We start from the raw sequence: 19,276 nt of genomic DNA on the forward strand, positions 1-19,276 counted from the left end.
GAGTTGGGTTGCGGGGCTGCGACGCGACGCAGCGGAACCTGGAAGGGAGGGCCCCTTCGGGCCCTCCCCGGAAGCGCGAGCTAGTTGTAGATCTGACAGATCGGCGGGTAGTCGGGCGCATCGGCGCACTTGTAGAAGCACGCCGCCTGCGCATCGCAGATGTTGGCGAACTGGTGCGCTTCGAGCGGAACGTTGCAGCAGTTGACGGCCGGAGATTCGGGCGTGCAGTCGGTCCGACCGAGGCACGTCGCGTCGGCCTTCGGCACGACCTTGGAAGTCAGGGCATCGAGTGACATCAGACAGATCGCCGCGATCCCGAAGACCAGCAAGACCTTCTGCACTCTGACCCGGATTCGATTGGACATGTCTGCCTCCGCTGCTTCGCATCCACGCGCGACAACCATTGCGGCGCGATTGGCGAACCGTGACGCGTGTCGGAGGTCAATGCCGAAAGCTGGAAACTGGCGCTGTCGTCCGTGACCTCACGACAGCACGTCCACCCGCGTGCTGGCGCGACCATAACACGTCGTTGCTCGTCAGCATCATGTCGATTGCGTGACAGGAACGGCCGCCACCTACTGAGTGCCCACCCGCGCTCGGGGGTGGTTTGGGGGAAGCACCGATGGTGAGCGGGCGCTCGTTGGCGATTGAATACTCCGACGGCACGCGCGCGGCAACCGTCCCGTCGCAATTGCGTTGCACCGCTGCAACACGCCTCTCGGCTCCTGACATCTCCGCTCCGCAGGATTCGTCGTCGGGCGATTGGGTAACCAACTTGCCCCCGTAGACCTCAGCGCAAGAACGGTCACGACGGAGGCGCGGATGTCGGCACTCGATCCGCGGCCACCGACGCCGGAGCGCTCCACCTTCGTCGTTCTTGACAGTCCAGTCATCGCTTCCCGTTTGCTCACGATGCCGCGTTCCTGAAGGGCTCTCCTGCTCGCTCAATCACGAGCGGAGGCGGACCTCGGGTTACCATTCAGCGCAAGTTGGTACTCCGACGATCGTTGAGCGGGAGAGTTGATGGGCGCGCGGTCGGTAGAACTCGATCGGGAGCGGGATAGCCTTCGTCTCCAGAACTTGTGCCTCAGGAGGCGAGTCGTCACACCATGAATCTCGATCCGGCTTGGCTGTTCCTTTCGTTGATCATCGGCGTCATCGGACTCGCCCTGTTTCTGTACGGGAAGCGAGAGGCCCGATGGCCGCAAATCGTGGTTGGCTTGCTCTACATGGTTTACCCGTACTTTACGGCGAGCGTGACGTCGCTTCTGATCGTCGGCGTCCTTCTTGCCGCAGTGCTTTGGTACCTGCTGCGAACCGGGCGGTGACTGTAGCCGGTACAATCTCGAAGCGCGTGCTAGACCCCGGGCGCCTTCTGAATCACAATCCTCCACGAAAAAGTTGCGTGGAGGCGCATCACGTGATTCTCGAACCGACGATCTCGCGAACCCCGCGCGCGTTCCTCAGCTTCGCGGCGGCCGCGGCAGGTATGATCCTAGTCGTTTCGATGACTGGCGTCATCGCAAGCCCTGACTCACTGAATGGTGTCGATCGTGAGAAGCAGAAGCGCACGATGGCCGCGATGCGATCCATCGGAGCGGCGATGGAAGCCTACAGCGTGGACAACAACGTCTATCCGGTCGCCGCATCGATCTTGTCGTTGCGACCCTTGCTCGAGCCCCGTTACATCAATCCGTTGCCGATGACGGACGGGTGGGGGTGGTCTTTCAGCATCTCTTCGGTTCCGTCAGCTTACACGCTTCTCTCACTTGGAAAGGACGGAACCATCATCAGCTGCGCACCTGCGAGAACGACAGATTTTCGTGACGACATCTGCATGGTCAACGGTGGGTTCACGCGCTACCCGGCGGGACCTCAGCAGTAGCTCTCTCTACGGACACGGATTCGTGTTGGCCCTCGGCGCGCCTACGCTGTTCGTCCCCAGGCTGCCCTCGACGCCTCCCGCGACTCCGGTGACCAGGCTGAACGAGACGTCCCCCGGATCCGGCACGACGTCGTCGAACGCGGAGGCGTCGGTCAGGCCGCAGTCTCGACCCGCCAGCGGATTCGATCCGGGCGCCTGGGTGTACTCACCCGTTACGCGAAGCTCGGCCAGCGATCCGCGGTAGCGATTCCACATTGAGTATCCCGATTCCGGCTGCCACTCGACGTGGGTTCGGTCGTGAGGCCCGAGGATGTAGATGAGACCGTCGTTGAGGTCGCAGACATCACCTTCGCCGTCGTTGTCCCAATCCGACTGAGAGGGGTTGGAGGCGAGCGGACAGTTGTCGCAGGCATCGCCGAGGCCATCGGCGTCGGTGTCTATCTGCGACGGATTGTTCACGAACGGACAGTTGTCGACGTCTTCACAGGCCGCGTCGGCGTCCCTGTCTCGATCGAGATGTTCGCATCCGGTCAACGGGTTGCAACTGTCTGTGGAACAGGGATCGCCGTCGTCGCAGTCCGCTGCGGCAGCGCAGAGGTTGGCGTAGGCCCACGTCCCGGCCTGGTAGATCGTTTCGCTGACACCTGCAGCAAGCACGACGCGTCCTCGCGCACTGTCGAACGCCATGGCGTGGTATTCACGGGCCGACGGACTCGTCGAAGGCGTCGTTTCGGTCCACGAAGTTCCATCCCACTGCCACGTATCGCCCCGCGGACCCGAGTCGTCGTAACCGCCGAAGAGCACGACCCGCCCTCGCGCCCTGTCGTACGTCATCGCGGCGAGCTGGCGTCTCGAGGGAGCCGCCGCCGGCGACATCTGGGTCCACGCGGTGCCGTCCCATTCCCACGTGTCGCCTCGAACGAGGGAACCGTCAACGCCGCCGAACAGCACGATTCGCCCTCGGGTCTCGTCGTACGCCATCGCGTAATCGGACGCGGAAGGCGGATGCGTCGTGGCGCCGATTTGCACCCACGTGCTGCCGTCCCACTCCCAGGTGTCGCTAAAGCAACCGGAAGTGTCACAACCTCCGAAGAGCACGACCCGACGGCGCAGGCTGTCGTAAGCCATGGCGTGGGAGTCGCGGGGAGACGGGCCCCCGCTCGTGGTCTTGTCGAGCCAGGTCGCTCCATCCCACTCCCAGGTGTCGCCGTGAAAGAAGCCGTCGTAACCGCCGAAGAGGACGGTGCGCTGCCGGACACTGTCGTACGCCATCGCGTGACCGAAGCGTTTCGACGGACTCGTGGCCGGCATCCTCGCGGTCCAATTCGTCCCGTCCCATTCCCAGGTGTCGCCGCGGAATCCGGAGTTGTCACAACCCCCGAACAAGACGACGCGACCCCGGGCGCGGTCGGCGGCCAGCGCGGCACCTTCACGACGCGTCAGACCTGCAGATGTCCTTTCCGTCCAATTGGTGCCGTCCCACTCCCACGTGTCGCCGCGCGACGAGTGGTCGTAGCCGCCGAAGAGAACGATTCGATCGCGGGCGCTGTCGTAAGCCAGCGCGTGAAGCGAGCGGGCCGGCGGATGGAGGGCCGTCGTGACGTCGACCCAGGTCGAGCCGTCCCACTCCCACGTGTCTCCCCGCAGTCCCGAAGCGTCGGCCCCGCCGAAGAGCACGACGCGGCCAAGCGCGCTGTCGTAAGCCATCGCGAGGCCCGAACGGGCCGACGGGCTCACCGCGGGATTCTTGTTGGTCCAGTTGGTGCCGTCCCACTCCCACGTATCGCCGAGAGCCGTACCGATGGAGTAGTCGGCACCGCCGAAGAGCACCACGCGACCCCGCGCGCTGTCATACGCCAGCGCATGACGGCGCCTGGCCGGCGGACTCGTGGCGGGCGTCCTCTTCAGCCAGGCCGTTCCGTCCCACTCCCATGTCTCTCCCTGAGCGCCCCCGAAGAACACGACGCGTCCTCGCGCGCTGTCGAACGTCATCGCACTGTCGATCGTGCCCGAAGGCGTCGCGCTGTTCTTCGCGACCCAAGCGCTGCCGTCCCATTCCCACGTCTGCTGGGGCGCAGGGAGCGGGCTGAGATAGCTCCCTCCGAAGAGGACCACGCGCCCCCGGGCGCTGTCGTAAGCCATCGCGTGGCGGTTGCGCGGGTTCGGGCTCGGACTGGGCGCCGCCATCACCCATGCATTGCCGTCCCACTCCCACGTGTCGTCGCGGCGCGCGCCGTCGTAGCCGCCGAAGAGCACGACCCGACCTCGAGTGCTGTCGTAGGCCATCGCATGGCGGTAGCGTGGCGACGGACTCGGCTCGCCTTGCGCAAGGGACCAACTGGCGTTCGTCGACGAGATGGTGCTGGCGTGCGCCGCACCGCTTGCGAAGCAAAGTGCGATCAAGATGCAATTCACGCCAGTTCGTTTCACGCGTACCTCCACAGGTTGGCCCCATCGATGTGGTACCGCGGGAAAAGCGAGCCGTCGCGCACCGTGGCCGCCCCCCACGCCCGTTCGTGGCGAGATTATGTGTCAAGTTGGTCGCGTAGAAGCCCAACTCACTCGAGAGCGAGAGCGTGACGAGCGCCGACAGCAACTGATAGGCGGCCGTGCCTAAAAAAAGCGCTCGCGTCCGATGACTCCGGAAGCGAGCGCAGGTGAAACCGAAGCTGGAGGGTCGATCGACGCCGGAGCTATTTCTTCTCGGCCAAGTTCTCGGCCACCGCGACCGCCATCTGGTGGCGGATCGAGTCGACGAGACTCATGGACGGAGCCGGGTATCCGACCTTCGAATTCACGAGGATCTCTTTGCCGGTCGTGGCCCTTCGGTAGAGACGCGCGTTCGCGTCCTTGTTGGGCTTCACGACCGATCCGTCGAGCGCGGCTCCCACGAAGAGACCCTGCGAGCGCGACCAGGTGAGGATCTGCGCGTGCATTTGTGCGTCGGTCGCGGCAGCAGCCGTGCGTCCCACGGGACCAGCCGTCGCGGCGCCTTCAGCACCCAAGGTGAACTTGTCCGCGAGGAGGTGGTCGATCCCCTTGTCGTTCATGATGAGCATCACGAGGTCGGCCGACTGGCCGCCGATCTGGAAACCGATGCTCGCGCCGCCGATGGTGTAGAAAGCGATGGGGCCCATCTCGCCGTTGTGCTGCCGGCACGAGGCGACGCCGTGTCCGCTCTTGCCGCCGACGATGAACGCGCCCTTGTCGACCGAGGGGAAGATGAGAATGCATTCGGCCTTCGAGAGGAGGTCCTGCGGGATCCCCTTGTCGGGCGCATTCGCAAGATCGCTGAGCACCGAGACGGAGTCGCCGAGCGTGGTCTTGTCGGCCTTCGTCAGCTGGGGCGGGGTCGTGGCGGCGGCTGCCGCCAACGCCAACAACACTGCCATGGGAATCATCGTCAAAGAAGCTCGCATGGTGAGGTACTTCCTTTCGTCCTTGTGGTTGCCGTCGTTCGTAGCACCGTGCACCGCGCCCGCACAAGGTTTACGGAAGCAGCCTTTCGCGTCGACGACCAAGCTAGGTGCTCGGCCGGCGGTTCCCCATGGGGTCTTACCCTACCGGGTCCGACGGCGCTCGGCTCAGCAAGGGTCGCCCGGCGCGGTGCCACGCGTCGCTGACGGCGCTCCTGGCCTGACTCCAAGCGAGCGTGGACGCGCCCTTGACCTTGTCCCAACCTCGCTCGAGATCGGTTTCGACGCTACGGAACGGCTGATTGCCCAAGCGGGCGCGAGACTCCCAGCCGTGTCGGTACGCCGGCTCGTAGTCGCCGTACACCCGGTGGCGTTCGACATAGCCTCGTTTGGAATAGTTCTCACTCCAGTAGGCCGCTTCCGCCTCTTCGTTCACCACGGCCGTGGCGCTCTGGCCCGCCACAACGCTCGCTGCCTGAATCGTCATGGGACATCTCCTTCGGTGAGCCCGATGGCTGGCACCGAAGTGGACTGTAGGAGTCGGCTCGTGATGGCTCCATGGGGTGTTGACCCCATGGCCACCGAGCTGCCGGGGGGTTACTCAACGGACCTTGCTGCCCTTGAACGTGTAGGTCAAGACCACTCCGTCATGCCTGATCCAGACCAGAGTGCCGTCGACGTCATCGCCATGAACCGTGCCCGTCCACGTCGAGCTGCCTTCGCCGGCACTTTTTCGTTCGGCCGTGAAAGTCAGGTCCTTCACCCCCGTTTTCGACACGGTGTAGGGCGCCGGGTCGCCCCCGACCTTCGCCGCGCCCAAGGTCACGTTACCGTCCGCGAACGTCAGCGTCTCCTTGAACTCCTGCTCTGCCTTGTCCTTGGCCATCGAATCCGGCTTGACTTCGACCTTCCAGCTCGTGCCGTCGAGCACGGCGAGCTTGGGGCTTGCGACGGCCATCGAGCACAGCATGATCGCGAGCACTGCCCACCCTGATGTATTTCTCATTCCGGTCTCCCTTCCGTGATGCGCGCGCCTCGGAAGAGGCGACGCGGGATACGATCGCAAGCGGTCTCATGATCAGAGCCGGGCGGGTACGGGCACCATGGGGTGAACACCCCACGAGAGAGCTTCGACAGATCGGCCAGGTAGGGTTTCTCCCCATGGTGGGCTCGAATCCGCCGACGCACGATGGATCGCGTGTGCAGCCGAGGTTGACAGGTGAACGAGGTTCGCATCCCAGTGGACGGGTCGGGCCTGCCGCTCGACAATGACGATGGATTCGGTGCGCCGGCGGCGGTGCGCGCATCGAGGAGGGGTCGCGCGTGAATCGCCGATTTAGCGCCACCTCGAACGGGCCGCCGGCAGTCATCAAGTCGCAACCCGTGTTGAAGCCGACAGCCAGCCGCGGCGCGAGCGCGCGCCTCCGGCCCATCGACCTCGCATCCCTAAGACGGGAATTGAAGCGGGAGGTCCAACGCCGGCAGGATCTCCAGAAATCGCTCGCGTCGAGCCAACGACACTACGACGAGCTGCTGAAGAGATCCGCCCGCATGGAGGAGCACCTGCGGCGCCTTTCCCACGAGATCCTCTCGGCGCAAGAAGAAGAGCGGAAGCGGATCAGCCGCGAGCTTCACGACGAGATCGGCCAGATCTTGACCGCCGTCAACGTGAAGCTGGCGGCTTTGAGGGTCGAGTCCGCGAACAACACGACGGGCATAGAGACGAAAATCGCCGTCACGCAGCGGCTGGTCGAGCGATCGATGAACAGCGTGCACCAATTCGCCCGGCAGCTACGGCCGCCCCTGCTCGACGACCTCGGACTCATTCCGGCGCTCCGCTCGTCGATGAAGGAGTTTACGAAGCGGACGCGCGTCCGGATCCAGTTCACCGCGTTTGCGGCAGTCGAGCGGCTGAGTAGCGACAAGCGAACGGTGCTCTTTCGCGTCGTCCAAGAGGCTCTGACCAACGTCGCAAAGCACGCACGCGCGCGTGCGGTGCGCGTGAGCATCGTCAAGCTCAGGGGGACGGTGCGCATGGAAATCCACGATGACGGCAGGTCGTTTTCGGTCGAGCGCGAGCTGGCCGCCGTGAGGATCCATGGCCTCGGACTACTCGGCATGAGAGAACGGGTCGAGATGGTCGGCGGCAGCTTCGTCGTCGAGTCGGCGCCGGGCAGCGGCACGATCGTGCGTGCGGAGATTCCATTCGGGGAGAGCCGCCGGCGGCCGACGCGCGCACCGAAGAGAGGCCGGTCGTGACGCCGATCACCGTTCTACTCGCCGAAGACCATGCCGTCGTCCGTGAAGGCCTTCGGGCGCTGCTCGCGATCGAACGCGACATCGTCGTCGTCGGCGAGGCCGGAAACGGCCGTCAGGCGGTGCAGCGGAGCAAGGCGTTGCGGCCGGCGGTCGTCGTGATGGATATCGCCATGCCGCTACTCAACGGACTCGAGGCCGCGCGGCAGATCCTCAAGGCTCTGCCCGAGACCAAGATTCTCGTTCTGTCCGCTCACGGTGACGATGAGTACGTCGAGCAGGTGATCGCGCTCGGCGCTCTCGGCTACCTTGTGAAGCAGACCTCGGCGCTCGTGCTCGCCAAAGCCATCCGGGAAGTTCACAAGGGGAACACGTACTTCAGTCCCGCGATCTCGAAACGCCTCACGGAACGCCGTGAGAGCACGATCCATGGAGCCTCGGGTCGAAGGAGGAAGCAAGACGTCCGCCTGACCTCGCGTGAGGTCGAGATCCTCCAGCTGATCGCCGAGGGAAAGGCCAACAAGCAAACCGCGGCCGAGCTGGGCATCAGCATCAAGACGGTCGAGAAGCATCGCCAGGCACTCATGGGCAAGTTGGGTATCCACGACACCGCCGGACTCACCCGCTACGCCCTCGCGGCGGGAATCATCGAGGGCGGCGTGCGATTCACGATCGAATAGCGGACGGAGCGGTAGGGAAACTCTTGCGAGGTGGTATGTGAGCTCGGAGTCCGAACGTCGGAAGCCGGGGGAGCACGAGGCGCGTTCGAGCTTTCGGCCGGCGAAGCGTCCCCGGCGCCGATCGGCCGAGGCAGGACTCGACAAGCTGGACCTGGCCGACACCCAGGGTCAGACGCGTCGCGACGCACCTCGCCGTCGCGAGCGTCGCTTGGCGGAACCGAACTACGAATCGCTTCGAAGCGAACGCCGGAAACTGTGACGCCCCGCGTCACGGTCGCTTCCGCAAACCTTGTGCGGGGGCGGCCCGGAGACCCAACTACAAGGACGTAGGGAGTAGGGAAATGGGTTTTGCTCGCAGCGTTCAGTTCGTGGTCAAGAACGGCAAGGTCGATGAGTTCAAGCGCTTGTTGAGCAGCGAGATCCTGCCGCTGATGAAGAAGGAGAAGGGATTCCGACTGATGCTCGTGGGTTTGGACCGGCAATCCGGCACCAGCATCTCGATGTGGGACGACAGGTCCGATGCGGAGGCCTTCGACACGAAGGCCTATCCCGAGATCATCAAGCGGCTCAGCGCCGTTCTCGAGGGGACTCCCATCGTCCACATGTGCGAGACCGTGTTCACACTGATACCAGACGTCGTCCTCGCGTGACCTGTGGCTTGGCGGCTCGCGCCCGGAACGCCCCCGAAGAGCACGGTGCGACCGATCACGCTGGCGGCTGCGTGGCGGGGTGAACCGTGCCGACGAACACGACGGCGTCGAAGGCCTTGTTCACGATCAATCCGTCGTTCCTCCCCGCCCGCAGCGGACGTTGCACCGCGAACCAATCGGCGACAGGGCCATCGCGAGGAACGTGGCGCAACGAGAGGATCCCCCGCTGGACGTGAAGCTGCGACAACAGCGCGGCGACGCTTCCGGCTTCGGGCGCGGTCGACGGGCTCGACGCGGAGCCGTCGTCATTCTGCGCGTAGGTGCCGGCGATCGATACGTAGTCGGCTCCCAGTAGAGTCCGAAGGTACTCCCCCAGCGCCGAGCCCCAGCGATCGGTGACCATCGGCCCTTTGCTGGCGTGCCAGTTGGCGACGTAGAGGAACACGCGCCCCTTGGGCCCTTCGCGGTCGAGAACCCAACCGAGGTTCTCCGCCATCGCGCTCTCTCGCTGTGCCTGCGGATTGCTCTCGGCGGTCGCCGCGCGGAAGTTCGCGTTCAGCTGCGAGACCACGGTGACCTGATGCGCCGCACGCTCGAAGGCCTCCGTCGAGGTCTTTTCGGTCCAGACGGCTCGGCGGCGTTGGAAGAGGCTCGACAGGTCGTCGATCGCGGATGTCAGTGTCTCTTGCTCGGGACCGGAGAGCGATGGGTAGCCTTCGCTCGAGAACCGGGGCAGGAAGGACGTGAGTCGCCCTCGGAACGCTTGCTCCTGCGGCGCGTCGACCTTGGCCAGATAGGCGAGGGCCGCGTCGAACGCGAGATGCGTCTCGACGAATCGCCCCCCGCGCCCGCCGGTCAAGTCGAGTCCGTAAAAGCACACTTTGCGGGTCACGGACGCACGGGAGTTGTACGTGCGGAGCCACGAGAGCAGCGCTTGATTCTCGGGGTAGGCGGTGCCGCCGGACCAGGAGAATACCGACGCCACCACGCGGCGCAGATCCTCCGGACCTGGATTCTCACGTCCGAGAACGTAGTCGTCGACGGCCACCGACTCCGAGTAGCCGGTCTCCGCCGCAATCGCCGTGACGCCCATCTCGGTCACGAGGAGCTCGACCACCCGATTGCGGAGATCGAGGAACTCGTGGATCCCGTGCTCGGGCTCGCCGAGGGCGACGACCCGAGCTTGACCGATGATCGGTGCGAGGATCCGGCGTAGGTCACCGTTCGGCTTGCCGGGCTCGATCCCACCAAGCGGCGCGAACTCCGCCTTCACCCACACGGAGACGGGGTCAGGCGGGCTCGACGTTTCGGTTGCCATGCAGGTCGGCGCCACGAGCGGGATCGCGCACCAGGCTGCCAGTCGGAAGATTTTCGAGCGCTGAATGTGACGCCTCCTCCGGAGAGCGGCCAACGGTCGCCGCCGTCCAACTGTCTTACGGGGGGGATGAGCCGAGGTTCCGCTGTGGAAACTTCGCTGTTAAGCTGGCGCGAGTAACGTACGTTCTTACTCGACGCCAGCGTGACGATCGGAGACTTGATGAGAACTTTCGGCATCCTCGTTCTTACCGCCATCGTGGCCGCCGCGATCCCCGCGTCCGCCCAGTCCGAAGCCGCGAGCAGCCCGGTGAGCCGCGGCCTGTACCTCTCCAAGATCATGGGGTGCAACGACTGCCACACACCGATGAAGATGGGCGAAAAGGGCCCTGAGCCGGACACGAGCCGGATGCTCAGCGGGCACCCGTCGGAGTTGAAGATGCCGCCGCCTCCCCCGCTCGCGGCTCCCTGGGCGTGGGCCGGTGCGGCGACGAACACCTCGTTCGCAGGGCCGTGGGGGGTCAGCTTCACGGCCAACCTGACGCCCGATCCGGAGACGGGGCTGGGCAAGTGGACCGAGAAGATGTTCATGGACACGATCCGCACCGGCAAGCATCAGGGGATCGGGCGGCCGATCCTTCCGCCGATGCCGTGGCCGATGTACCGGAACGCGACCGACGACGACCTGAAGGCGCTCTTCGCCTATCTCCGGTCGATTCCTCCGGTGAAGAACAAGGTGCCCCAGCCGGTCGAGCCGCCCGCCGCTCCACCGGCGAAGTAGGAGCATGGGGCAGACCCTCCGGCGCGCGATCGTGGCCGCGACGGCGGCGTTGATTCTCGCCGCGCCGCCTCGCGCCGCCGGGGAATTGCCGCAGAAGCTCTCCGAGACCGGGCTCTACCTCGACATCGCGTCGAAGACGATCGACCCCTGGAATCTCCCCTTCGAGCCTCAGTATCCGCTCTGGAGCGACGGGGCGACGAAGAACCGGTGGATCCGTATCCCCGACGGCACGACGATCGACGTCTCGGATCCCGACGCGTGGGTCTTCCCGGTCGGCACGCGGCTGTGGAAGGAGTTCGTGCTCCACGGGCGGCGCGTCGAGACGCGCATGATGTGGCGCACGAGCGACGACGCGTGGGTGTTCGTGACCTATGCGTGGAACGCCGAGCAGACCGAAGCGACGCTCGTCCCGGAAGACGGCATGACCAACGTCGTTCCGCTCACCGCCGAGGCGAAGTACTCGATCCCGTCGCGCTCCGACTGCCTGAGCTGCCACGGCTCGAGCGCGTCGCCGGTCCTCGGGTTCAACACGTTGCAGCTCTCCGACGATCGCGACCCGCTGGCGCCGCACGCGCAGCCGCTGGCGCCGGGCGACGTGACGCTGCGCACGCTCGACACGTACCGCCTTCTCTCACCGCGTCGACAGGACTGGGTCAAGAAGCCACCTCGCATCAACACGGCGGACCCGATCGAGCGGGCATCGCTGGGTTACCTTTCGGGCAATTGCGGGCACTGCCACAACTCGCGCGGGCCGCTGGGCCCGCTCGGCCTCGCGGTCGCGCAGGCGAAAACGGCGCCGCCGGTGCTCGCGACGCTCGTCGACGTGCCGGGGAACTATGTCGTCCCGTGCATCCCCGATGAGCGGTCGCGGAGGGTCGCCCCGGGCCGGACCGACTGGAGCGCGGTCGTCTACCGCATGAGCTCCCGCCGGCCCTTGTCGCAGATGCCGCCGGTGGGCACGGCGCTCGTCGACGACGAAGCGCTCGACCTCGTCGCGGGGTGGATCAGCGGGATGGGAGCGCGGGTCGAGCCGCGTCCCCGGCCGAGAGTGGTCACGCCCCTAAGCCACTGAAGCCGGAGCGGATCCCTCAGTGCGGGTATTCCATCCGACTCAGGAAGCCGTCCCGGTTCATGTCGTGAGCCTTGAACGCCTCGGGCGTTCCCTTCCACTCCGCCGGCGAGATCTTCCCGTCCTTGTTCACGTCGGCCTCGTCGAACGACGGCAGACCAGGGTGCGGCGCAGCCTTCGCTTCGCCGGCGTATTCCTTACGACCGAGCACGCCGTCGTGGTTTGCGTCGAGCTTCTTGAACGAGGCGGGGTCGCCTGTCCACTCCAGCTGCGAGATCTTCCCGTCCTTGTTCAGGTCCATCTTGTCGAAGTCGGACTCTGAGCCTTCGGTCCCGAACTCCTTCGGGCCGAGCACGCCGTCGTGATTCAGATCGAGCCGCTTGAACTCTTCCGGGCTGCCGTCCCACTCGAGCTTCGAGATCTTGCCGTCCTTGTTGTGGTCGAGCGTGGCGAACGAGCGCGGACCGGCAGTGGGCGCGGGCGCAGGTGCAGACGCAGCGTTACCGGCGGCCGCGGCGTATTCCTTGGGGCCGAGCACGCCGTCGTGATTCAGGTCGAGGCGCTTGAACGCTTCCGGCGTCCCGTTCCATTCGAGCTGCGAGATCTTCCCGTCTTTGTTGAGGTCGAGCGACTGGAAGGAAGCCGGGGCCGCGCTCGGAGCGGCACTTGGCGCGGAGCTCGGCGCAGCGGCCGGAATCGCTCTCGGCGCCGCGGTCGGAGCAGCGCCCGCAGCGGGCACCGCGGTCGGATGGGCCGTGGGAGCCGGAGCGGAGGCCGAGCCCGCCGCCGGTGCGGCCGCCGGTGCTGATGCGGACTTCTCTCCCTCGTGAACCGTCGACTCGTACTCGTCGGCGGTGATGAAGCCGTCGTGGTTCTTGTCGTGGTTGGCGAACGACTTGTCGTTGCCGTGCCACTCGTCGCGAGAGATACGTCCGTCGTGGTTCTTGTCGAGGCCCTTGAATCGCTCCGCCCGATCGTCGGAGTCCTCGTGATGCTTCCCGTGCCCCTTATCGCCGTGGTGCTCGCCTTGGTCGTCGTCCTTGTCTTTGTCCTTGTCCGCCAAGGCCGGCGAGATCAACCCCAGAACAACGACGATGGAGAGCGCGAACACGCGTCGAATCATGGACGACCTCCTCGGAAGACTGAGCACTCGCGCATGCTACCTCGACTACGGACAGCTCCCCGAATTGTTCCGCGTGCTCATGCCGCACTGGCCCGATGCCGACGTGCCGCCGCGCTCGCCCGAGCTGGTCGTGCCCCAGCTTCCTTCGGTGGCCGTGCCGTCGTCGGCGGCGACGACGAACCACAGGTTGCTGCCTGGGACCGACGTCCACGCGTACGATCCCGACGCGCCGAGTCCGCAGACCGACCCGGAAACCGTCGACGACGCGACGGCCGCGAGGTCGCCGTAAAGGACGTGATAGCCGGTGGACACGCACGTCGACACATCCCACGCGAGTCCGATCTGCGAGCCGTCTGCAGCGCTGCGAGTGGCCGTCATCCCGGCGCCGAACGCGCCGTCGGGCACCGGCTTCACCGAGGTCGGCCCGCCCGGGCAGACGACCTGGTTGCAGCCGCCCGTGGAGACGGTGTTGACTTGAACGTTGTCCACCTGCCACCAGCCGTCGCTCTTCCCCTGCCAGTAGTGGAAGCGCACCTTGACGTTCGTCGCCCCCGCCGCTTGGGAAGTGATGTCGAACGACTGGTGGGCGGGGTTCGGGGTGGACCCGCCCTGGTGCCGCAGCACGTTGACCCACGCCCCGCCGGTCTTCGACGACTGGACGTCGACGTCGCCGATCGAATTGTCTTGGCCGCTCGTCACATGGAAGTGCTCGTCGAATACCAAGGTGACCGAGGTGGTCAGCGAGAGATCCATGTTGGGAGTGATGAGCTGCTCGTCCTGGCTCGAGCCGCCGCCGGCGAAGCCGCTATCGACGATCGGCACCGGTGCCGCCATCGGGCTGACGATGCTTCGTCCGCCCGGATTGGCCGTCGTCCAGGTCGCGGCGGCGCCGCCGCCCCGGCCCCCGTCGACGACGGTCCAGGTGTTCGGGATGCCGGAGGCGAACGCCTCGCTCAGCGCCGTCCCGGTGCTCGGCGGATACGGCTGGCCGACGGTCTGGATGAAGGTGCTGCTCCAGGAGCCCTCGTTGGCCGTGACGTCGAGCCGGAACGTGATCGTCGTGCCGCAAATGATCGCCGTGGACAGCTTCGCCGTGAAGTGGGGCGCGATCGAATCCGCGTTCGTATTCGGGCCCATCGACGGGTAGCTCGCGCTCGGATCGGTCATGGCGACGCCGGCGGTGAGCGGCACCACCGTCGCCGTCACGCCGGTGAGCGTGGTCGAGCCGTCGTTCTGAAGGTTGACCTTGAAGTTGACCGTCTCGCCGGCCTCCCAGATCGAGTTGCCGGGAGCGCCGCCGGCCGGGCACGCGTCCCCGACGACCCCGTGGGTGCGGTACGCCGCGTGCGGGCCGCAGGCCGCGGCGGGGAACGTGAAGGTCAGCGTCACGGCGTTGATGGTGCCGATGTCGCCCGACCCGCTGTCGACGACGAAGAACTTCCACGTGCCGGCCGCGTTCTTGCCGTTGAACGCCGAGAGTGGTTGATCGGGCCGGAACGTTCCGGTGAACGGAGCCGACCCCGACGAGATCGGGATCACCGCGGCGTCGTCGAAGGTGGTGGCGGTGTAGTTGTGGCCCGAGCCGCCGTGGCCGGCGGACAGCACGACGTCGGTGTTGTCGGGGCCGATGATGTGCAGCGTCAGCTCGCCGTCGGACGTGTGCGTGAGGTTGTCGACGGTGACGTTCAGGTCGACGATCTGCTTGCTGTCGGGAATGATGATCGACGCCGTGGCGCCGATGGGATTGTTGTCGGGGATCGAGACGGGCAAACCGTTGTAGGGATAGCTCGGCTGGACGTTCTTCACGGTCGTGAAGGGGTAGTACGACCCGCCGTTGTCGTCGACCGCCAGGTTGGCGACGGCGTCCGAGGACTGCACCGAGAAGAGGTAGGGCGTGCATTCCGCCAGCCCGTTCAGGTCGACGGTGTGATTGACCGCCGGGCTCGCGTTGAACGCCGTCCCTCCGGGAGGCGCCGACGGCCCGTAGTGGACGACGCTGTTCGAGCTCTCGTTCGTGCTCCACGTGATCCGCGCCCCGGTCCCGGTGATGCTCGTCGCCTGGACGTTCGAGATGAGCGGGGCCAGGCAGTCGGCGCCGGCGGTCGCGGTGCGGGTGAGGTTGGTCCCTCCCTGGCCGTCGTCGGCGTCGATGTACGTCGCGGTGATCGTGTTGCCGTCGGCGACGGAGAGCAGACCGTCGGCGCCGGCGGGAGACGAGGTGGTCGAGATCGTCCCGAGGTAGTTCGCCGAGCCGTTCACCTGGGTCAGCGTGACCGTTTCGCCCAGAGGCTCGGCGTTCGACGTGATCTTGACGGTCGTGGTCGTCGATCCGATGTTCGCGTCGGTCACCGTGACCGTGATCAGGCTGGCGCAGTTGTAGGCGCCGGCGTCGAGCTTCACCGTTCCGGCGAACGGCTGCGGCGCCACGTTCGAGCAGTCCGAGAGCACGCCGTCGCAGTTGGTGTTCGTTCCCACCGCCTGGACGTGGTAGTACTCCGTGAAGCCGTTCGCGAGCCCCGAGTCCGTGTAGGTCGTCGTCGGCGCGTTCACCGTCGCGATGATCGCGGAGCCCGCGTCGCAGCCGGCGTCGTTGCGGAGGATGCGATACGTCGCCGCGTTCGCGACCGGCGTCCACGACAGGCTCGCCGAGGACGATCCGGCGGTCGTCGTCAGGACCGGTGCCGCGATCGAAGGACAGCTCGAGGAGCTCTGGTTCGAGGCGTCGCCGGCGTTGCCGCAGGCGATGTGGTGCCGGTTGAATGCCGCGAAGATCGCGGCGGCGTGCGGCGTGCCGTTCGAGAGGTTGCCGTCGTCGTCGTCCTGGACGCGGATCTTCGAGAACCAGCTCGTCGAGGCGCACCCGTCGGAATTGGGGAGGGCGCAGGTGTAGGCGTTGCCTCCCGATCCATTGCGCGACTTGTACCAGAGCTTGTCGGCGAGCTGCCACGACGAGGCGGTGTCGAGCCCGGACGCCGGGAGGTCGCGGGTCGCGAGGTCCCACAGCGTCTCGGCGCTGACGTAGCCCTCGCAGTGGACTTCCTTGCCGCACGGGCCGCCGCCGCCGCCGCAATTGTTCGTGAGGAATCCCTGGGGTGTCGCCGGGGTGTGGCTGGCGTGCATGTCCCAGTCCTGGTCGCGGATGCCGGTGCAATTCAAGCAGGCGTCGCCGTAGCCGCTGCAGTTCCCGCTCTGGAAGAAGCCGCGCCCGACGCACGAGACGTGCGTGGACATGAGGGCGGTGATGTCGCCGTACGCCTCGCCCGGGTTGTCAGTGCCGCCGCCGTCGTTCTGATCCAAGCCGTGCCCCCACTCGTGGAGGAACACGCCGGCGATCTCGCCGGTGTTCGCGCAGCCGCCGCCGGACTTGAAGAAGTTGACGGTGCTGCCGTTCCAGTAGGCGTTGCAGGTCTGGTTCAGGTTGACGTTGTCGGTGAGCTGTTGCGTGAGCCAGGTGTTGTTCGGAAGCCACGGGCGCGCGTGCTCGGAGATCCGGTTCAGATGGTAGAACGAGCTGCGGGCGGCGTGCGTGTCGCCCGGGCTGCCGCCCGGGGGCACCGTGCAGTCGGTGCCGGCGCTGACGCCGAGGTCGAGGTCGGCGTCGCAGGAGACCGATTGCGAAATCGGGCCGCAGGTATCGTTGACCCTCACGTACTGTCCCGCCAGGTGCGTCGTGGCGTTCGAGCCGCCCGGGGAGCAGGTGAACGAGCCCATGCTGTTCGTGATGTTGTTGCTCGCGCCGATCGCGATGTCGGCGAACGGCATCGGGTACGCCGGCTTCTCGATCCCGTCCGGCGCGTTCCCGTCGTTCGAGACCGGGAAAACGCCGCCCTTGACCTGGGCGTACTCGTTGTCGTCGAAGAAGGCGACGATGGCGCCGTCGCTCGCGTCGACCAGGCCGATCCACTGTCCCGGCTCGTTCACGATCTCGAGGCCGACGCGCCAGATCAGGCGCGACTGGTACCCGGCGCCGACGGTCCCGTTGTACGGGCCGGGGACCGCGCCGGCGCCTTCACCGACGCGGACGGGGAGCATCTGGAGCGCGCCGCTCTCGAGCACCTTCACGGTGTCGTGAGCGGTGATCCCCATGTAGGCCTTCAGGCGGTCGCGCGCCGCCGCGGCGTCGATCTCGGGGACCGGGCTTCCGGTGATCTTCGTCCAGCGCGGAGCGCCGAACTGCACCAGGTTCCCGTGGCTGATGGCGAAGAGGTAACGGTCGCCGAGGACCGGAACGCCGGAGACGTAGCGGTCGAAGACGACCTGCCACGAGTCCTGTCCGAACTGGACCGAGGCGGCACGATTGAGCACCAGCTCCGAGTCGTTCGCCAGGAGGAGCGTGCGGTTCGACGATGCGAACTGCCGCGTGAGCGCTTCGAGGCGATCGAGAGTCGTCGACCCATCGATCAATTTCAGCCCGGACCCTTCGACGAGCATCGGCGCCCCGGAGCGCCGGTCGAGCCAGACGCGCCATTGCTGGCCGTGAGTCGCGCGGAAGACGCTCCACCCCGTGCGCAGGGTGTCCTGGGCGGGGAGAGCGTCGTCCGGCGTCGTCGCGACGCCCGACACGGTGCTCGGGTCGGGGATGACGAGCGTGTCGAAACGACCGCTCGGTGGCTTGACTTGGAAGGCGACCGCCGCCGTGATGGCGATGAAGGTGAAGGCCAGTGACAGACGAACCCGTCCAGATCGACGCATCGGACCCCCCCCGAATGAGTGAATCGCCCCGAATATACCGGCACTTTTGTGCCGTGGGAAGGGTTCTTAACCGCGCGGCGGGAGGCGGTCCAGCTTCACCTTGACCGGGGTTCCGAACGCCCGATTGGCGGTGATGCGCAGCACCTGGCTTTCGCCTTTGGCGAAGACGCTCCGCGTGGACGCTTCGTGGACGCCGGCGATCGCGCCGTTCTCGAGCCGAGCCACGATGACATGCTCACCGGGAGTGAGCACGATCGACGCCTGGAACGGCTTGCTCTTGTCGAGCTGCGCGTGGGTGTAAGCCGGCTTCCCGTCGACCACCACCGTCAGGGTGCCTCCGTCGGCTCCGCTCTTCCCCGCGACGAGCAGGCGGGGCGGCTCGTCGACCGAGCCCATTTGAGCCGCGGGAGCCTCGATCGCCGGCGACGGCGCCACGCCGGTCTCGAACGGCACCGGCTCTTCATCCGCGGGAGACTCCGGGGCGACCAGAGGCAACGGGACGGCGCTAACGGGTTGCGGCTTCGCGGGGTGCGAGGGGCCGGATCGCTTCATCGATCGTTGCGGTGCTGGATTTTGGGGCGTGATCGTTGGGGGCGTTGCCGGAGCGGCCGCGGCGACCGCCGCCACGGCGTCGATCTGTGTCGGCCCCCGCCAGTCATGGAGACACGCGGCGGCGATCGCGCTCACGCCGATCCCGAACGCGAGCATGCCGACGGCCCGGCGGCGCGACCGCACGCGACGAACGTCGGCTTCGAGCACGGGCGGGACCTCGGTGTCGGACGCCGGAGTCGCGTTGCATGATCTTTCATCGACCCGACGCAACCCTTCGAGCACGAGGTAAGTCGTGTCCTGGGTGATCGACCGCGTCTCCGTGCTCACGCCGTACTCGACCGCAAAGTGTCCCGAGACCACCTCGATCAAGGAATAGACCGCGAGGTCCCCGAGCAACCGTCCGGCCGCGGCATGAGTGACCGCGCCGTCCTGAATCCAGATCTCGCCGCGACGCAGGCTCGAGCTCACGAGAACCCGCGCCGTCTTCCCTCCGAGCGACAGGGTCTGCACGATGTCGACGACGCTGAGCGCTTCGAGATCCCCCTCGAACCCTTCGGAGCGGGTCGGGCTCATGCGACCACTTCGATTCCGTGGCCGGACGAGGCGGGTCTGGCGACGGTCAAGAGTCGCCGTACGGCACGCAGCAGCGGAAGCGGATCGGGCCCTTCCGCGACGAACGCGTCGCACCCCGACTCGAACGCGACGGCTCTCAATTCCCTTGGGCCGCAGATGATGACCGCCCGACGCCGGCCTGCCTTGAGTGCTTTCATATCACGGCACAATCCCAAGTCGCGTTCGGACGACGCCTGGAGAACCGACACCGCCGGCTCGCGCCGCACGAACAGGAGCATCGCCGTG

General features: G+C 66.4%; 17 protein-coding genes. 7 read left to right on the top strand and 10 right to left on the bottom strand.

The genetic code is table 11. The annotated features are described in order from the left end of the window. Positions 1–80 precede the first annotated feature (80 nt). The gene (locus tag VFV19_17055) at positions 81–365 is read right to left on the bottom strand and encodes a hypothetical protein (GenBank protein ID HEX4826009.1); all 285 of its coding nucleotides are present in this window, start codon (positions 363–365) and stop codon (positions 81–83) included. 744 nt (positions 366–1,109) lie between these two features. Here VFV19_17055 and VFV19_17060 point away from each other — a divergent pair. Beyond that, positions 1,110–1,328, top strand: coding sequence for a hypothetical protein (locus VFV19_17060; GenBank protein HEX4826010.1), 219 nt, complete (start codon positions 1,110–1,112; stop codon positions 1,326–1,328). Between the two features lie 92 nt (positions 1,329–1,420). Further along, a complete protein-coding gene (locus VFV19_17065) occupies positions 1,421–1,885 on the top strand; it encodes a type II secretion system protein GspG (protein ID HEX4826011.1) in 465 nt (154 codons plus the stop codon). Between the two features lie 6 nt (positions 1,886–1,891). Here VFV19_17065 and VFV19_17070 read toward each other — a convergent pair whose 3' ends face one another. From VFV19_17070 to VFV19_17085, 4 genes are all read right to left on the bottom strand, one after another. Next, on the bottom strand, positions 1,892–4,171 hold the full coding sequence (locus tag VFV19_17070; GenBank protein ID HEX4826012.1) for a kelch repeat-containing protein: 2,280 nt from the start codon (positions 4,169–4,171) through the stop codon (positions 1,892–1,894). A gap of 407 nt (positions 4,172–4,578) precedes the next feature. Continuing rightward, positions 4,579–5,277 carry a lipid-binding SYLF domain-containing protein gene (locus VFV19_17075; GenBank protein HEX4826013.1) on the bottom strand — a complete coding sequence of 233 codons (699 nt, stop codon included), beginning with the start codon at positions 5,275–5,277 and terminating at the stop codon, positions 4,579–4,581. 163 nt (positions 5,278–5,440) lie between these two features. Then, the gene (locus tag VFV19_17080) at positions 5,441–5,788 is read right to left on the bottom strand and encodes a hypothetical protein (GenBank protein ID HEX4826014.1); all 348 of its coding nucleotides are present in this window, start codon (positions 5,786–5,788) and stop codon (positions 5,441–5,443) included. Positions 5,789–5,902: 114 nt separating this feature from the next. Continuing rightward, complete coding sequence (locus VFV19_17085; protein HEX4826015.1) at positions 5,903–6,283, bottom strand: hypothetical protein; 381 nt, start codon at positions 6,281–6,283, stop codon at positions 5,903–5,905. A gap of 341 nt (positions 6,284–6,624) precedes the next feature. Here VFV19_17085 and VFV19_17090 point away from each other — a divergent pair, with 341 nt between their 5' ends. From VFV19_17090 to VFV19_17100, 3 genes are all read left to right on the top strand, one after another. After that, positions 6,625–7,560, top strand: a complete 936-nt coding sequence (locus tag VFV19_17090) for a sensor histidine kinase (GenBank protein HEX4826016.1) — start codon at positions 6,625–6,627, stop codon at positions 7,558–7,560. Further along, positions 7,557–8,237 carry a response regulator transcription factor gene (locus tag VFV19_17095; GenBank protein HEX4826017.1) on the top strand — a complete coding sequence of 227 codons (681 nt, stop codon included), beginning with the start codon at positions 7,557–7,559 and terminating at the stop codon, positions 8,235–8,237. The genes VFV19_17090 and VFV19_17095 overlap by 4 nt, the downstream gene beginning before the upstream one ends. Positions 8,238–8,578: 341 nt before the next feature. Continuing rightward, the gene (locus VFV19_17100) at positions 8,579–8,887 is read left to right on the top strand and encodes a hypothetical protein (GenBank protein HEX4826018.1); all 309 of its coding nucleotides are present in this window, start codon (positions 8,579–8,581) and stop codon (positions 8,885–8,887) included. A 55-nt stretch (positions 8,888–8,942) separates the two neighbouring features. Here the strand turns inward: VFV19_17100 and VFV19_17105 are convergent, their stop codons facing one another. Continuing rightward, on the bottom strand, positions 8,943–10,205 hold the full coding sequence (locus VFV19_17105; GenBank protein ID HEX4826019.1) for an erythromycin esterase family protein: 1,263 nt from the start codon (positions 10,203–10,205) through the stop codon (positions 8,943–8,945). A 219-nt stretch (positions 10,206–10,424) separates the two neighbouring features. On the opposite strand from VFV19_17105, the gene VFV19_17110 reads away from it, so the two are divergent. Both VFV19_17110 and VFV19_17115 read left to right on the top strand, forming a co-directional pair. Further along, positions 10,425–10,982, top strand: a complete 558-nt coding sequence (locus VFV19_17110) for a hypothetical protein (protein ID HEX4826020.1) — start codon at positions 10,425–10,427, stop codon at positions 10,980–10,982. A 4-nt stretch (positions 10,983–10,986) separates the two neighbouring features. Further along, on the top strand, positions 10,987–12,054 hold the full coding sequence (locus VFV19_17115) for a hypothetical protein (GenBank protein ID HEX4826021.1): 1,068 nt from the start codon (positions 10,987–10,989) through the stop codon (positions 12,052–12,054). Between the two features lie 16 nt (positions 12,055–12,070). On the opposite strand, the gene VFV19_17120 is transcribed toward VFV19_17115, so the two are convergent. The 4 genes from VFV19_17120 to VFV19_17135 form a co-directional block, all read right to left on the bottom strand. Then, positions 12,071–13,174, bottom strand: a complete 1,104-nt coding sequence (locus VFV19_17120; GenBank protein ID HEX4826022.1) for a hypothetical protein — start codon at positions 13,172–13,174, stop codon at positions 12,071–12,073. A gap of 45 nt (positions 13,175–13,219) precedes the next feature. Continuing rightward, positions 13,220–17,866 carry a proprotein convertase P-domain-containing protein gene (locus VFV19_17125; protein ID HEX4826023.1) on the bottom strand — a complete coding sequence of 1,549 codons (4,647 nt, stop codon included), beginning with the start codon at positions 17,864–17,866 and terminating at the stop codon, positions 13,220–13,222. A gap of 66 nt (positions 17,867–17,932) precedes the next feature. Further along, a complete protein-coding gene (locus VFV19_17130) occupies positions 17,933–18,991 on the bottom strand; it encodes a DUF4388 domain-containing protein (GenBank protein ID HEX4826024.1) in 1,059 nt (352 codons plus the stop codon). Next, entirely contained in the window at positions 18,988–19,269 is a 282-nt protein-coding gene (locus tag VFV19_17135) for a hypothetical protein (GenBank protein HEX4826025.1), read from the bottom strand. The genes VFV19_17130 and VFV19_17135 overlap by 4 nt, the downstream gene beginning before the upstream one ends. Between the last annotated feature and the right edge of the window lie 7 nt (positions 19,270–19,276).

The sequence above is a fragment of the Candidatus Polarisedimenticolaceae bacterium genome, from assembly GCA_036275915.1.
In the GTDB taxonomy this organism is placed as follows: Bacteria; Acidobacteriota; Polarisedimenticolia; order Polarisedimenticolales; family DASRJG01; genus DASRJG01.

Coding starts and splice junctions, on each gene's coding strand:
- VFV19_17055 (HEX4826009.1), bottom strand. CDS start 365: ATGTCCAATCGAATCCGGGTCAGAGTGCAGAAGGTCTTGCTGGTCTTC.
- VFV19_17060 (HEX4826010.1), top strand. CDS start 1,110: ATGAATCTCGATCCGGCTTGGCTGTTCCTTTCGTTGATCATCGGCGTC.
- VFV19_17070 (HEX4826012.1), bottom strand. CDS start 4,171: ATGGCCTACGACAGCACTCGAGGTCGGGTCGTGCTCTTCGGCGGCTAC.
- VFV19_17075 (HEX4826013.1), bottom strand. CDS start 5,277: ATGGCAGTGTTGTTGGCGTTGGCGGCAGCCGCCGCCACGACCCCGCCC.
- VFV19_17080 (HEX4826014.1), bottom strand. CDS start 5,788: ATGACGATTCAGGCAGCGAGCGTTGTGGCGGGCCAGAGCGCCACGGCC.
- VFV19_17100 (HEX4826018.1), top strand. CDS start 8,579: ATGGGTTTTGCTCGCAGCGTTCAGTTCGTGGTCAAGAACGGCAAGGTC.
- VFV19_17105 (HEX4826019.1), bottom strand. CDS start 10,205: ATGGCAACCGAAACGTCGAGCCCGCCTGACCCCGTCTCCGTGTGGGTG.
- VFV19_17110 (HEX4826020.1), top strand. CDS start 10,425: ATGAGAACTTTCGGCATCCTCGTTCTTACCGCCATCGTGGCCGCCGCG.
- VFV19_17115 (HEX4826021.1), top strand. CDS start 10,987: ATGGGGCAGACCCTCCGGCGCGCGATCGTGGCCGCGACGGCGGCGTTG.
- VFV19_17120 (HEX4826022.1), bottom strand. CDS start 13,174: ATGATTCGACGCGTGTTCGCGCTCTCCATCGTCGTTGTTCTGGGGTTG.
- VFV19_17125 (HEX4826023.1), bottom strand. CDS start 17,866: ATGCGTCGATCTGGACGGGTTCGTCTGTCACTGGCCTTCACCTTCATC.
- VFV19_17130 (HEX4826024.1), bottom strand. CDS start 18,991: ATGAGCCCGACCCGCTCCGAAGGGTTCGAGGGGGATCTCGAAGCGCTC.
- VFV19_17135 (HEX4826025.1), bottom strand. CDS start 19,269: ATGCTCCTGTTCGTGCGGCGCGAGCCGGCGGTGTCGGTTCTCCAGGCG.